13 protein-coding genes are annotated in these 13,505 nt (G+C 54.3%); 5 read left to right on the top strand and 8 right to left on the bottom strand.

Annotated features, from left to right (window positions below):
- Positions 1–42: 42 nt before the first annotated feature.
- The 3 genes from ROA7450_RS12870 to speB all read right to left on the bottom strand — a co-directional run bounded on the left by ROA7450_RS12870 (position 43) and on the right by speB (position 2,987).
- Positions 43–522 carry a sugar-transfer associated ATP-grasp domain-containing protein gene (locus ROA7450_RS12870; protein WP_268808467.1) on the bottom strand — a complete coding sequence of 160 codons (480 nt, stop codon included), beginning with the start codon at positions 520–522 and terminating at the stop codon, positions 43–45.
- Positions 523–898: 376 nt separating this feature from the next.
- Entirely contained in the window at positions 899–1,993 is a 1,095-nt protein-coding gene (locus tag ROA7450_RS12865) for an extracellular solute-binding protein (protein ID WP_234999514.1), read from the bottom strand.
- Positions 1,994–2,015: 22 nt separating this feature from the next.
- Positions 2,016–2,987 carry an agmatinase gene (speB, locus tag ROA7450_RS12860; RefSeq protein ID WP_085806262.1) on the bottom strand — a complete coding sequence of 324 codons (972 nt, stop codon included), beginning with the start codon at positions 2,985–2,987 and terminating at the stop codon, positions 2,016–2,018.
- Positions 2,988–3,091: 104 nt separating this feature from the next.
- Here speB and ROA7450_RS12855 point away from each other — a divergent pair, with 104 nt between their 5' ends.
- Positions 3,092–3,898 carry a helix-turn-helix transcriptional regulator gene (locus ROA7450_RS12855; protein ID WP_085806261.1) on the top strand — a complete coding sequence of 269 codons (807 nt, stop codon included), beginning with the start codon at positions 3,092–3,094 and terminating at the stop codon, positions 3,896–3,898.
- Here ROA7450_RS12855 and ROA7450_RS12850 read toward each other — a convergent pair.
- Positions 3,895–4,725: an SDR family oxidoreductase gene (locus ROA7450_RS12850; RefSeq protein WP_085806260.1), complete on the bottom strand. Its 831-nt coding sequence runs from the start codon at positions 4,723–4,725 to the stop codon at positions 3,895–3,897. The genes ROA7450_RS12855 and ROA7450_RS12850 overlap by 4 nt on opposite strands.
- A gap of 110 nt (positions 4,726–4,835) precedes the next feature.
- On the bottom strand, positions 4,836–5,453 hold the full coding sequence (locus ROA7450_RS12845) for an SH3 domain-containing protein (RefSeq protein ID WP_085806259.1): 618 nt from the start codon (positions 5,451–5,453) through the stop codon (positions 4,836–4,838).
- Positions 5,454–5,598: 145 nt separating this feature from the next.
- On the opposite strand from ROA7450_RS12845, the gene ROA7450_RS12840 reads away from it, so the two are divergent.
- Positions 5,599–7,905, top strand: coding sequence for a DNA topoisomerase IV subunit A (locus tag ROA7450_RS12840; protein WP_085806258.1), 2,307 nt, complete (start codon positions 5,599–5,601; stop codon positions 7,903–7,905).
- 75 nt (positions 7,906–7,980) lie between these two features.
- Here the strand turns inward: ROA7450_RS12840 and ROA7450_RS12835 are convergent, their stop codons facing one another.
- A complete protein-coding gene (locus tag ROA7450_RS12835; RefSeq protein WP_085806257.1) occupies positions 7,981–8,274 on the bottom strand; it encodes a DUF1330 domain-containing protein in 294 nt (97 codons plus the stop codon).
- Between the two features lie 91 nt (positions 8,275–8,365).
- Here ROA7450_RS12835 and ROA7450_RS12830 point away from each other — a divergent pair, with 91 nt between their 5' ends.
- Positions 8,366–9,250: a LysR family transcriptional regulator gene (locus ROA7450_RS12830; RefSeq protein ID WP_085806256.1), complete on the top strand. Its 885-nt coding sequence runs from the start codon at positions 8,366–8,368 to the stop codon at positions 9,248–9,250.
- Between the two features lie 48 nt (positions 9,251–9,298).
- On the opposite strand, the gene ROA7450_RS12825 is transcribed toward ROA7450_RS12830, so the two are convergent.
- Positions 9,299–10,969 carry a tetratricopeptide repeat protein gene (locus ROA7450_RS12825; RefSeq protein ID WP_085806255.1) on the bottom strand — a complete coding sequence of 557 codons (1,671 nt, stop codon included), beginning with the start codon at positions 10,967–10,969 and terminating at the stop codon, positions 9,299–9,301.
- 89 nt (positions 10,970–11,058) lie between these two features.
- Positions 11,059–12,411 carry a cytochrome P450 gene (locus ROA7450_RS12820; protein ID WP_085806254.1) on the bottom strand — a complete coding sequence of 451 codons (1,353 nt, stop codon included), beginning with the start codon at positions 12,409–12,411 and terminating at the stop codon, positions 11,059–11,061.
- 105 nt (positions 12,412–12,516) lie between these two features.
- On the opposite strand from ROA7450_RS12820, the gene ROA7450_RS12815 reads away from it, so the two are divergent.
- A complete protein-coding gene (locus tag ROA7450_RS12815; protein ID WP_200812960.1) occupies positions 12,517–13,215 on the top strand; it encodes a hypothetical protein in 699 nt (232 codons plus the stop codon).
- Between the two features lie 164 nt (positions 13,216–13,379).
- The coding region (locus ROA7450_RS12810) for a GTP-binding protein (RefSeq protein ID WP_229861849.1) at positions 13,380–13,505 on the top strand (126 nt) is incomplete at its 3' end.

The raw sequence follows: 13,505 nt of genomic DNA, 5'->3' as shown, positions 1-13,505 counted from the left end.
CCAGACCCGCGCGCCCAGCTCGAAAAAACGCGAAGTCTAGCATCACCTGTTGTTCATCGATGCAATCCTTTTTTGGGGGGTGACGTAAGTGTTAAGACGAATGGTGTTCAGGGAACTTGGATTTAGACGCGCCAATTCTGGATGCTGGTTCACTTTACCTTGAATAACCCAGCCGTCATTTGTTTCGCCTAGATAGGAATGCGGGGTTTCAGGCAAGTTTTTGAGAAACACCTCAACTGATTGAAGATTGTCGTCGATTAAGGCCGCAACTTCTCCAGTAGGTGACTTAATGAATGTAACGCAAAAAATGCCCTGACCGCGTCCTCCGGAACGTGGCTTGAAGAATAGGTCAATTTGATTGGTATGTTTTAGTAAAGCTTGCAATTCAGCCGCGAACTGCTGAGCGGTTGTCATCGGACGACCATCATTTGTCACGCCGTTTACAGGGTGCCAAAGACCGATTAGTTGCGGACCATCAATACCTATCTTGTTTATGAAAAGCTGTGTTGAGTATTTATCAATAATAATTTCTCTTTGTGCGCTATCCTATGCACCATTCAAGGCTTCGATAAAGTAGGTGTTAAAAAAATGTTTTGGTAAGAAAGTGCAAATCTCATCTTCGGATTTGCTCACCAGATCGAAAAAGGCGATTTCTCTGTCGGTAAACCCCGCGTCGCGTATTTGTTGATACTTAATCTTATCGATGCATTTCGCCACAGACCGGCTCCGAACCAAAGGTTTCCCAGAATTTGATTGGCGATAAAAGCCCTGCGTTAACTTTTAAGCAAGACTCAAGCGACCTTTAACCCAAAAGGTCAATTGAATTTTGGTTTCAATAAAATTGTAAGAGCGTTCGGGCCGGGCCAAGGTGGCCCGGTTTATCCATTTATATATTATTCTAAATTCCAGATTTCACAGCGGTCCAAAGCCGCGTTCTGTTGCGCATTGTCTTGGCTCCGACGCTTTTGTCCGGGAAGAGGCGGTCCAGTGTTTCCGCATTTGGATAGAGGCTTGGATCAGACAGGATTATCGGGTCGACATGTGCATCTGCCGCGCTGTTGGCATTGGCGAAATATACGGTGTTTGACACTTCGGCAATTACTTCTGGCTGCAACATATGATCAATGAAGGCATAGGCCTCATCTACATTTTCTGCATCTGCAGGAATGGCCATCAGGTCGATCCACATCAGAGTGCCTTCTTTGGGGATGGTATAGAAGATCTCGGTGCCGTTGTCGGCTTCCATGGCGCGGGCCTGCGCGATGCCGGCGTCTCCGCTGTACATCACCGCCACGCAGATATCGCCCTTGGCCAGATCGTTGGTGGCTTTTTGATTGCTGAAATAGCGAATGGATTCGGACGCAATTTCCATCGCTGACTTGGTCTCTTCAAGATCAGCTTTGTCGTTGGAGTAGGGATCTTTGCCAAGATAGTTCAGCGTGACCGAGGCCATCTCGATCGGCGAATCCAGGACTGCAATGCCACAATCAGATAGCTTGCCTGCGATAGCTGGGTCAAACAGTGTGTCCCAGGTTGAAACATCAACATCTCCCAGACGCTCCTCGACCAAGGCTGGATTATAGGCAATGCCAATCGTGCCCCAAGTATATGGCACACCCAACTCCCGCCCGCCGGAAACTTTGTCCAGCGCCCCCAGAATGTCGGGGTTCAGATTGCCATAATTCTCCAGACGCGTCGCATCGATGGGCAATAGCGCTCCAGCTTGAAACTGGCGTTCCGCGTTCGATGCGGCAGGGAAGATCACGTCATACCCTGACCCACCGGTCAGCATTTTGGTCTCCAAAACCTCGTTGGAATCAAAGTAATCCAATGTGACTTTGGTGCCTGTTGTCTCTTCGAAGTCAGAAATTGACGTTTCGCCAAAATAGTCCGCCCAATTGTAGATTGCGAGCTCTCCGGCGAAAGCCGGTCCCGCCCCTGCGGTCCCGATGGCTAGGGCTGCCAACGTGTATTTTGTCATCAAATTAGACATTCATTTCTCCTTCCGATTGGCTTTAACCGTGTTGTGCGCGTGCTGCCGCATGCAGGCACAGCAGATCATTTGCGATGGTGGCGGCAGCGAGGGCGGTGATTTCGCCCACGTCATAGGCCGGGGCGACCTCGACCACATCCATACCGACCACGTTTATGCCCACCAGATTGCGCAATGCTTCCTGCGCCTGATAGGGGCTCAACCCTCCGATCACCGGGGTGCCCGTGCCGGGGGCTGAGGCCGGTTCCAATGCGTCGATGTCAAACGTCAGATAGGTTTTTGTGTCGCCCACGATCTGTTTGACCTTCTCTGCCACCGCCTGCGGTCCGGTCTGATGCACCTCGATGGCGTCAATGATGTTGAACCCCAGCGGTTCCGGGTTGTGGGTACGGATGCCGATCTGGACCGAGCGCTTTGGATCAACCAAGCCTTCGCGCGCCGCGTGCCATAGCATGGTGCCATGATCGATCCGTCCTTCATCGTCCGCCCAAGTATCCGTGTGGGCATCGAACTGGATCAGGCTCAGCGGGCCGTGCTTTTCGGCATGGGCCTTCAGCAGCGGATAGGTGATGAAGTGATCGCCCCCAATCGAAAGCAGCGCGGTATCTGAGGCCAAGACGGCGCGCGCCTCATCTGCAATCTCATTGGGTACGTTCGCCGGGTACCCGGAATCAAACTGACAATCGCCGTAATCAATCACCGAGAGTTGCTCGAACGGATCGTCTTTCCATGGCCAGGGCGCCGACCATGCAATCTGGCTCGAGGCGGCGCGTACCGCGCGCGGCCCATGACGCGTACCAGAACGGCTGGAGACGGCCAGATCAAACGGTACACCCATGATCGCCACGTCCGCCCCAGTGAGATCCCGAGTATAGCGGCGGCGCATAAAACTCAGGGCGCCGGCATAGGTGGCCTCGGCCACCGTTCCGCGATCCGTATTACGGGTAAAGGCCTGATCGCCGGTGCTTGGGTTAACGTTTGAATCTTTCGCCATCGCTTGCTCTCCTTGGGAAACGCTATGCCAAAAAGATTGAACGAAAGGCCCTATGCCGGTAAATTTGTTAAGAGATATATATCTTTAGATATAGGATAGTTCAGATGGTAGTAGACGATCCGAATGCCCTCGGGGTGATAGATCTTGACGCAGGACGCGCTGATGCGATCGCTGGCTTGCTCCAAGCCGTTGGACAGGACCGCTTCCCCGCAGCGTTCAGGCATTTTATCGGCCTGTTTGCGACTTTCGATTCTATGATAATCACCCGCTACCCGATCAACGCCCCGCCACTGTCGCTTTACCAGGATCTTGACGACATTCAGGCAGCCATTTCTGTGCGGTTCTACGCCACCGGTCCCTATCTGCTCGATCCGCTTTATCTGGCTTGTAAGTCGGGGAAAGGCCCGGGTGTCTTTCGGACCCTCGATCTTGCGCCCGAAGCCTTCTTTCGCTCAGAATACTACCGCACCTTTTATCGCAATATTCGAATCAGCGATGAGGCGGGATTGCTGATCGAGGCATCCGCCGATGAATGGATCATCGTCTCACTGGCGCGTGTTGCGAGGCAAGCCCGCTTTTCTGCAAGAGAAATCGGTCGGTTGCAGCTGATTTTTCCAATCTTGTCAGCGGCCATCCTTAGGCATTGGCATATTGAAAAAGATGAAGGAGATTTCGAAGAAATGGGTCAGCTCGAAGATCGGCTGGAAACCTTCGGGGCAGATCTGCTCAGCCCGCGTGAGGGCGAGATCATTCGTCTCGTACTGCAGGGTCACTCGACCCCATCTGCCGCAGCCTATCTTGGAATTTCTGAGGGTACGGTTAAGGTGCACCGTCACCATGCCTATGCGAAGCTTGGGATATCATCGCAGGCCGAACTCTTCTCAATGGCCACCCGATATTTTATCACTTAGCTTTTGGACAAGACCCAATCCAAAGCGCGCGTTGGCAAGAACCGACGCAAAGTACCCATGATGTAGGTGGGTGTCGTTACGTAGTACCGTGCACGAGGGCGAGGCGATTCAATGGCGTGAACCAGCTTCTTCGTTACGGCGGAGGCAGGCAATTCAAACGTATCTTTGCTGTCTGGGCCATACAGCCGATTGCGCAATTGGGTCTCATATTGGAGCCTACGAGGTGAATTTTCCCAATCAATCCAACGCTCGAAATGTGGAATCGAATTTTTCCGGATATTCGACGTCACCGGCCCGGGTTCAATCAGGGCAACCTTTATGTTGGTGTCTCGCATCTCGATCCGCAATGTGTCTGTCAACCCTTCCAGCGCAAACTTGGTGGCATTGTACGCCCCGCGCCAGCGAATGGTGACAAAACCCAAGATTGAGGAACACTGCACGATGCGTCCATGTCCCTGCCCGCGCATCACCGGGATGACCTGTCTGGACAGCTCGTGCCACCCAAAGAAATTCGCCTGAAAAATTTGGCGCAAGGCTTCTGTTGGTAGGTCTTCTACCGCGCCTGGGTTGCCAAAGGCTCCGTTGTTGAACAACGCATCCAAAGTCCCACCGGTCGACTCTAAAACCTCCTTCAGTCCCGAGGTGATGGTTGCTTCATCCTGATAATCAATCAAGGGGCTTTCAAATCCCTCACTTCTCAGGCGTTCGCAGTCAGCTGCTTTTCGGCAAGAAGCAAAAACGCGCCAACCGCGCGCGCGCAATCCATGTGCCGCGTCATAACCAATTCCTGAAGAACAGCCAGTGATAAGAATGGATTTCAGAGTCATGCCAAAGCTATGACCCGCAACAGATCACAATGCAATTGGCAAACCTTTATAGTTCCCGAAATACCATGAGGGATTTGGGGGATTCCCCCCAATCCGTCGCTTCTTCTGGCTCAGTTGCTTGCTGTTGTTAGCAAACGCGCGGACATCCAACCAACCCGGCCTGTGTCATGAGCGCGTAACTTGACCCAACCGTTATCGTGTGAACGCAGAACCGTGACTTCGGAACCTTTGGTCAAATTGCCGATCCGATTATATCTTGTGCCTGGACCGCTACGCATATTCACGACGGACCCTGTGACTTTGCGGACATCTGCAAGGTCTTCGATGACGGGTTCTTCGGTGACAGGTTCAGCAACAGTACTGATTTTTGAAAGGTCGACCGCAACGGTCGGGACCTGAACGATCTCAACCCCGGCAACTGCGGCTTGCTGTGCCACAAGGTCTGAGCCGCCGCTAGCGCTGGCCAGCGTGATTTCAAACCTGTCACCTTCGTTGATCGCGAGACTTGCCAGTGAGGTTAATGAACGGGTCACGGGCTCGTGCTCTACGTCATCCTGCGCGGACACACGTACAATTTTGACCTGCACCGGCCGCCTGACCGGGCGAACATCTGCGAATTTTTCACGGGCTTGAATCGACTGAGTGCGCGGTTCGTAATTTGCGCCACCGCTGAGTTCGTAAAAAAGCCATCCGAGAAAAGCGAATGATACTAAAATAAAACGCCACATAGCGTGGACCTCCAATACCTATACGATAGCACAAATTACGTCACACACCAAAGTCGCATGATTCTATGGGGTCGGTGCAGGGGAATTCGATAAATCTTTCCCCCACCAGCTTTACCCGGCTCTTTTGGGGGGATACACATCATCTATGACTGACTTACTTGATGACCCCAATATGGGCTCTGAATTTGTTGCTGAACCGCTGCGCCGCGCCATTGGCGAGCGATACCTAACCTATGCGCTCAGCACGATCATGCACCGGGCTCTGCCGGATGCGCGCGATGGGCTGAAGCCGGTTCACCGGCGAATCCTTTACGCCATGCGCGAGCTGAAGCTGGCCTCAAACGGGGGGTTCCGCAAATCCGCCAAGATCAGCGGCGACGTGATGGGCAACTATCACCCGCATGGTGATGCCGCGATTTATGACGCCATGGCGCGCCTCGCGCAGGACTTTGCCGTGCGCTATCCGCTTGTGGACGGGCAGGGAAACTTCGGCAACATCGACGGTGATAACCCGGCGGCCAGTCGATATACTGAGGCGCGCATGACTAGCGTCGCCGAGGCGTTGCTTGAAGGGCTCAATGAAAACGCGGTTGATTTTCGGGACAATTATGATGGAACCCTGACCGAACCGGTCGTGCTGCCCGCGTCCTTTCCGAATCTACTGGCCAATGGCTCCTCTGGGATCGCGGTCGGTATGGCCACCAACATTCCGCCGCACAATATTGTGGAAACGGTTGATGCCTGTCTGCATCTGATCAAGGTGCCGGATGCGCGGGATGACACTTTGCTCAACTACATCCCCGGCCCGGATTTCCCGACCGGCGGCGTGATTGTCGAACCGCGCGAAAACATTGCGCAGGCTTATCGTACCGGACGCGGCTCCTTCCGCTTGCGTTGCAAATACGAGGTTGAGGATCTGGGCCGTGGCCAATGGCAGATCGTTGTCACTGAAATCCCCTATCAGGTTCAGAAATCCAAACTGATCGAAAAGATCGCCGAGGCGATCCAAACCAAGAAAATCCCGATCCTGGGTGATGTGCGAGACGAAAGCGCCGAAGACGTGCGCCTGATTTTGGAACCGCGTTCCAAGAACGTCGACCCCGAGGTGCTGATGAACATGCTCTATCGCAACTCGGATCTCGAGGTGCGGTTCAGCCTGAACATGAACGTGCTGATCGATGGCGTCACACCCAAGGTCTGCTCGCTCAAGGAGGTACTGCGTGCCTTCCTCGATTTCCGGCAAGAGGTCCTGATCCGCCGCTCCAAACACCGGATGGAAAAGATCGACCACCGACTTGAGGTGCTCGAAGGTCTGATCGTGGCCTTCCTCAACCTTGATCGCGTGATCGACATCATCCGCTATGACGACGTGCCCAAAGATGCGCTGATGCGCGAGGACTGGGGGCAGGATTTTGTCCGGGCGACCTCCGAGGCGGATTATGTGCCACCCCGCGCCGATGGCGAGGATGGCCTGACCGATGTGCAGGCTGAAGCGATCCTCAACATGCGCCTGCGGTCTTTGCGCCGTCTGGAAGAGATCGAATTGACCAAGGAACGTGACGCGCTGATGGAAGAACGCGCTGGGCTGGAGGACCTGCTGGAAAGCGATGACCTGCAATGGGCAGCCATCTCGGACCAACTCAAAGAGGTCAAGAAAACCTTTGGCAAAGACTACGAGCGTGGCGCACGCCTGACGCATTTCTCGGAAGCAACCGAAATCGAGGAAGTGCCGCTTGAAGCGATGATCGACAAAGAGCCGATCACCGTGGTCTGCTCGGAAATGGGCTGGGTCCGCGCGATGACCGGGCACATTGATCTAACCCGCGAGCTCAAGTTCAAAGATGGCGACGGCCCGCGCTTCATGTTCCACGCTGAAACAACCGACAGATTGTTGGTCTTCGGTACGAACGGGCGCTTTTATACGATGTCCGCCGCGAACCTACCGGGTGGGCGCGGCATGGGTGAACCCCTGCGCCTTATGGTCGACCTGCCGAATGAAGCCGAAATTGTCGATCTCTTCATCCACCAACCCGAACGCAAACTCCTGGTCGCCTCTAGCGCCGGTGATGGTTTTGTTGTGGCCGAAGATGACATCATTGCCCAGACCCGCACCGGTAAGCAGGTCCTGAACGTCAAGGATGATGTGCGCGCCAAGGTTTGCCAACCGGTGAATGGCGATCACGTCGCCTGCGTCGGTGAAAACCGCAAGGTGTTGGTCTTCCCGTTGGATGAATTGCCCGAAATGGGCCGGGGCAAGGGCGTGCGTTTGCAAAAGTACAAAGATGGCGGCCTCTCAGATGCCACCACCTTCGCGCTAGAACAGGGCCTCAGTTGGCTTGATCCGGCTGGGCGCACCCGCACGGAAACCAATCTGGCCGAATGGCAGGGCAAACGCGCCAGCGCCGGTCGCATGGCCCCTCGTGGATTTCCCAGAAACAATCGGTTCACCTGAGATCAATTCAAAAGCCGGGCTTAAGCCCGGCTTACTGCTTTAACGTGCCTAATCCGGCAGGCCTTTGTGTGCTGTTCAATTGATGCCTTCCACCAGTATAAGATTGGTATTGGCGGAGCGGTGCCGGTGTCGGGCAAGTTTCGTATAGTCGGGGTCGTTCAACCATTTTTGCGCGCGATTAGTATCGGGGAATTCCATGACCACGACGCGTTGCAAATCCCAATTGCCCTCCAGCAGTATTGGCTCTTTCGCGGAAGTGACAAGCAGCTTGCCATCGTAGCGCTCAAAAATAGGCATGAAGCCTTGTAGGTATATTTGGTATTCTTCCGGGTCATGAATATCAATTTGGGCGATCACATAAGCTGGCATCTGTGCGCTCCTCAAAAATGCGAAGTCATTTCAGTCTATGAAATGCGTTGATGCATATAAATATTGAATTTGGCATGGCGCATATGTCTAAATGCATAGCATGCATTGGGATGATCTTCGATATCTCCTCGCGATCAAGCGTGCAGGATCACTCTCTCACGCGGCTAATACGCTTGGCATCAATCAGTCCACCGTATCACGCCGCATTGTGAAGAGAGAAAAGCAGCTGAACGTCAAACTTTTGGAACGACGGCCCGAAGGGGCCATTCTATCAGAAGCGGGTTTGAAGCTTTGCGCGTTGGCAGAGAGCACAGAATCCGAACTGCAGTTCTTGCTTAGGGAAATAGCAGAAACAGAACTTACACTATCCGGGCCGCTTGTGATCGCCTGTGTTGATATGTTGATTGATCGGTTTCTGGCGCCACACCTTGCCGAATTCCAGGCTGAGAATCCGAATTTGAACCTATCGGTTTTAGCCGGATTAGAGACCGTTGATCTGATGCGCGGCAAGGCTGATGTCGCCTTGAGAGTCAGTCAGGGCCCAGATGAAAACCTTGTGGGTCGCCGACTTTGCGATTTTGGACTTGGCATTTATGGTGCGGCGGACCGTGGCGACGCAGACGTATTGGACTGGATTGATTGGCCCGACGGGCGCTGGTTTAATGCAAATATTCCCAAACATTTGAAGTCACGGCCCGTGAAACATTACACGGATAGTTTCTTGTCGATGAATGCGTTGGTTCGCACCGGTATGGGCATGGCCGTTTTGCCATGCTATTGGGCGGACTGTGATCCTGCATTAAAACGCATTTATCCGACACCCGTGTCTCATCAGGATCTTGGACTATGGCTCTTGTATCATCCCGATAAAAAACAATCCCCGAGACTGCGCGCATTCATCGATTTTATATCCCCGATTGTCGTTGCGCATAGTGAGAAGTTTGCCGGATCGAGTCTGGGCACCAAATCCTTGTAGTGTTGAAAAGCTTCAACATGTGCGAGCGATGGCACTGCATTACGACCTCTACTCTGCAGCCGTTGCTTGCATGGCCGCCTGCGCGCAATGGCACGATGCACCCACGGGCAGGTCGGAGCGCGCTGCCGCTAACTTAAGCCGCTGACTGATCAGCTTTCCCTCCGCCGTGTCACCCGCACCGCGCCGTTTCAGGCATTCATCCAGCCCCTTCAGGCTCCAGATATTATCCGGGTGGATACAGGCGCGGGGCAGGTCGCCAGCAAGGCCAAGGTCCTCGCGATAGGCTTGTTCTGCCTCTTCAATTCGCCCCTGTTCAAGTGACAACGCCCCAAGCGCATGGCGTACCGGCTGCATCCAGCCCCAAGGCTCGTCATAGGGCAGGGAGTCTTCCAAAGCGATCGCATTGCGCAGATGGGCAAAGGCCACGTCGTAGTTTTCTTTGCGATACTCCAGCTCGCCATCCAGCATCAGCTCCGCCACCTCTAACAAGTCGATACAACGGTTATTGTGCTGATGTCGGCTGTCGGGCACTTTGGCACGCGCTTCCATGAAACGCTCTCGTGCAGCTTCGGCCTCGGCAACCTCTCCCAATGCGGAATGTGCTACGCCTTTGGCATAGAGCAGGATCGCCGTTGTGTAGCAATATAGCGCCTGATCCTCAGGCAGCGGTTCAGCTATCAGTTCACGCCAACGGCCAAAGCGGATCTGCACATGGGTCTTCATCGAAATATTGCTTTCCATGAAATCTGCCATCGGCGGGCTTTCCTGCCGCAACAGCTCTTCAGGCGTCTCGCGGATGATCTCTTCGGCTGCTGTTATCGCTGGCTCATACTGGCCCAGAAACATCGCGCCATAGACGGCAAATCGATAGTTATGCGCCCGGTATCCGGTGTAGAAATTAAACCGCCCCTGATGTTCGACCACCCGCAGGTCGGCCTCAATCCCCTTCTGGTTCCAATGCACAACGTCGCGGTAATGCCCACATTGCACATCGATATGCGTTGGCATGTGAATCAGGTGCCCTGCATCCGGCACCAGCTCCCGCAGATGATCGCAAGCCATCAGTGCCTTTTCCGGTGTCGGCGACATTTCCATCAGATGAATATAAAGGTGCAGAATGCCGGGGTGTGATTGCCCCTGTGGTGTGTCCAGATACTTCTCCAAAACGGCCTGCGCCGCCAGCGGGTTCGCGCCTTCGGCGGCGGCATTCTTGTGAATGTCCCACATTTTCCATGGAGTCTGGTTTAGGATGCTTTCGGCATAGATCGTGGCCACCTCAATATCGTCTGGAAAGGCCTCGTAAACCTGCTTCATCACCGTCGCAAAATCATCATTCCAAGGCGATTGGTTCTTGATTGGCTCCCGCTGCGGATACCGCGCTTGCAGCGCCTCTATCAGGGCACGCTCAGGTGCGGTGACATTTCCCACCAAAGCCAAAGCCGCATGCGTATGGTCATAGGCCCGGCCAAGTGCCTTGGCCTTGGTGCCCCGGTCCATCATCCACCATTCGAAATTGTAATTTGGGCCAGAGGCATAGGCGACCCCCCAATGCGCCATCGCGCAGTCGGGATCCTGCTCCAGTGCCTTTTGAAAACACTCAATAGCCAGCTCATGATTATACCCGTATGTCCAGATCAAACCCCGGTTAAACCATTGCTGGGCCTCTGCCGAAGTGGTCGTGACATCCCGTGTATAGGGGCCAAGGTTAAAATGCTCCATGATCTGTATCCCAATGCTGACAGGAGGTAGTCATAGCACAAATCTCAAATTTGATAATGGTTACGGCACCATGAGCAGATCATTCCCCCTTAAACCGGCTCGGCCTTCAGCCACACGCCCCCTTCGGGCCGCAGGGTAAGGATCATCACCGGCTTGGGTTCGGCACCGGGCACGGATGTAAACCGAAAGCGCGACAGCAGAGTGGCCAGAATGATCACGGCCTCTTGCAAGGCAAAACTCGCCCCGATGCAAATCCGCGGCCCGCCGCCAAACGGCAGATAGGCATAGCGCTCAATCGCCCTGCGGTCGGCAAAGCGGTCCGGGCGAAAGGCATCCGCATCCTCCCATAGCACCTGATTACGGTGCAGCGCATAGATCGGGATGATCACGGTGTCACCCTTGCGCACCTCGCGTCCACATAACGTGTCAGCGGCCATCGCGGTGCGCGAAATCATCCCTGCAGGCGGATAGAGCCGCAAAGCTTCGTCGGCGATCATCCGGATAAACGGCAGGTTCTCCACATCCGCGCCTTCGGCGGCACGGCCCTGCAACACGCTTTGAGCCTCGGCCCGGGCGCGATCCTGCACGTCTTGATCAAAGCCACACAAATAAAGCGACCACGCGAGTGTCAGCGCCGTGGTTTCATGTCCCGCGACGATAAAAGTCAGCAAATTGTCCCTTAACTCAGCGGTGTTCATCCGACGCTTGGTTTCAGAATCTTCTCCTTCCAGCAGCAAATCCAGCAGGTCAGGCACGTCTTTGGGCCCACGATTGCGCCGCGCGTCCACAGCATCATCCGCAATATGTTTCATCTGCTTCAACGATTGACCAGAAAACATACGCCCCGGACGCGGCATCCAGTCAGGAAAACCCAGAATGTCGAACAATGAGATTTTGCCAGCTTCCGCAATATAGGCATCAATCCCGCGATGCACCGCATCACCGTCAAACGACCCATCCCCGGAGAAGGTCACATCCGAGATGACATCAAAGGTGGCGCGTACCATATCCTGCGCCACGTCCACGGGTTGCGGGTGGGCTTGGGCAATCCGTTCTGAACTGCGCTCAGCTGCTGCGGTCATGAATGGTGCCAGATTGAGCATGTTTCGATGGGTAAATGCTGGGGCTGCCGCGCGCCGCTGCCACCGCCAATGAGCACCCTCGGCAATAAAGAGTGAATCCCCGATAGCAGGTTTGAGAAGGTTTTTCGTGACAAGCGACTTAGGATAGTTCTCGAGATTTTCTAGCAGCATCCGGCGGATTGACGCCGGATCCATCACCATGTGCCAACGTTTGCCCGTGCGTCCGGATACCATGGGTTGGGTCACAGCAATATTGGGAATTATTGATAAAATATTGCGCCGCGCCGCTGCCAGACTGGCCAAAATGCCCATTGGCTCGGATACAAGCGGGACAGATACTGGATTTTGATTGCTGCTCATACATCGCCTTGCAGTTGCTTTGACCAGATATAGAAGCCAACCGGTCGTGGGGCAAATGATTGCACCTGATTCCATCCTGCGCTATCGCTGGTGCAAGGAGATCTGATGCCCATGTCCATGCTACGACTATTGTGCCTGTTTTTTGCCACTTCGCTTGTGGTTGCCTGTACCAATCCCAACGATCTGGACGACAAGCCGGGTAACTTGGGCAACTTCCATCTGGGACATAATGTTGTGGTTGCACCAAATATCACCAAGGGCCCGGGATCTCGAGAGGCCGACACCGACGAATGGATCGCCTCGTTCAAGGGCGCGGTTGACGAACGTTTCCGACGCTACGACGGCAGCAAGCTTTACCACCTTGGCATCAGCATCGAAGGCTACGTACTGGCCGTGCCCGGCGTGCCGATTGTAGCCTCGCCCAAATCTGTTCTGATCTTCAAGGTGACGGTCTGGGATGATGAGGCCAAGAAGAAGCTGAATGATACGCCGCACCAGATTACGGTTCTGGAAACTCATGATGAGAAGGTGCTGTTCGGTTCTGGCCTGACTCAAAGCGCAGAAGAGCAGATGGAAAACCTTAGTCGCAATGGAGCCAAGCTGCTTGAGGTTTGGCTGGCGCAGCAGAACTTTGAAAATGAATGGTTCGGCGGGCCAGAGGCGGGGGCGGCGACTTTGGTCGAGCAGCCCACCGAAGGGAACGCACTCGAGGGGAGCGAGATCGAGGTTACCCCATTGGAGCCACTGGATGGTTCGGGTGCAAATGCTGCGGAAGTCGCGCCAATTGAGGCCGTTGAAAGTTAGAGAAGCGCCTACCTGAGAGTCTCATTTGACCAAGGATAGAAAATTTGGTGGTTCGGGGCGATATGACGTCCTGAATTGCTTGATTTTTCATACACAACCCAATATGTGCGCGCACAGAAGATCACCGGGCCGAAGTGCCCCCTAACAGACAAGGCGCCTCAGATATGGCTAAGGAAAAGTTTGATCGCTCAAAACCCCACGTAAACATCGGCACGATTGGTCACGTTGACCATGGTAAGACGACGTTGACGGCTGCTATCACCAAGTATTTTGGTGACTTCAAAGCGTAT

The sequence above is a fragment of the Roseovarius albus genome (assembly GCF_900172335.1).
Taxonomy (GTDB): Bacteria; Pseudomonadota; Alphaproteobacteria; order Rhodobacterales; family Rhodobacteraceae; genus Roseovarius; species Roseovarius albus.
Note: the sequence above shows the minus strand (reverse complement) of the source record. Positions and strands in the feature narration are given on the sequence as shown.

Coding starts and splice junctions, on each gene's coding strand:
- ROA7450_RS12865 (WP_234999514.1), bottom strand. CDS start 1,993: ATGTCTAATTTGATGACAAAATACACGTTGGCAGCCCTAGCCATCGGG.
- speB (WP_085806262.1), bottom strand. CDS start 2,987: ATGGCGAAAGATTCAAACGTTAACCCAAGCACCGGCGATCAGGCCTTT.
- ROA7450_RS12855 (WP_085806261.1), top strand. CDS start 3,092: ATGGTAGTAGACGATCCGAATGCCCTCGGGGTGATAGATCTTGACGCA.
- ROA7450_RS12850 (WP_085806260.1), bottom strand. CDS start 4,725: ATGACTCTGAAATCCATTCTTATCACTGGCTGTTCTTCAGGAATTGGT.
- ROA7450_RS12845 (WP_085806259.1), bottom strand. CDS start 5,453: ATGTGGCGTTTTATTTTAGTATCATTCGCTTTTCTCGGATGGCTTTTT.
- ROA7450_RS12840 (WP_085806258.1), top strand. CDS start 5,599: ATGACTGACTTACTTGATGACCCCAATATGGGCTCTGAATTTGTTGCT.
- ROA7450_RS12835 (WP_085806257.1), bottom strand. CDS start 8,274: ATGCCAGCTTATGTGATCGCCCAAATTGATATTCATGACCCGGAAGAA.
- ROA7450_RS12830 (WP_085806256.1), top strand. CDS start 8,366: ATGCATAGCATGCATTGGGATGATCTTCGATATCTCCTCGCGATCAAG.
- ROA7450_RS12825 (WP_085806255.1), bottom strand. CDS start 10,969: ATGGAGCATTTTAACCTTGGCCCCTATACACGGGATGTCACGACCACT.
- ROA7450_RS12820 (WP_085806254.1), bottom strand. CDS start 12,411: ATGAGCAGCAATCAAAATCCAGTATCTGTCCCGCTTGTATCCGAGCCA.
- ROA7450_RS12815 (WP_200812960.1), top strand. CDS start 12,517: ATGCCCATGTCCATGCTACGACTATTGTGCCTGTTTTTTGCCACTTCG.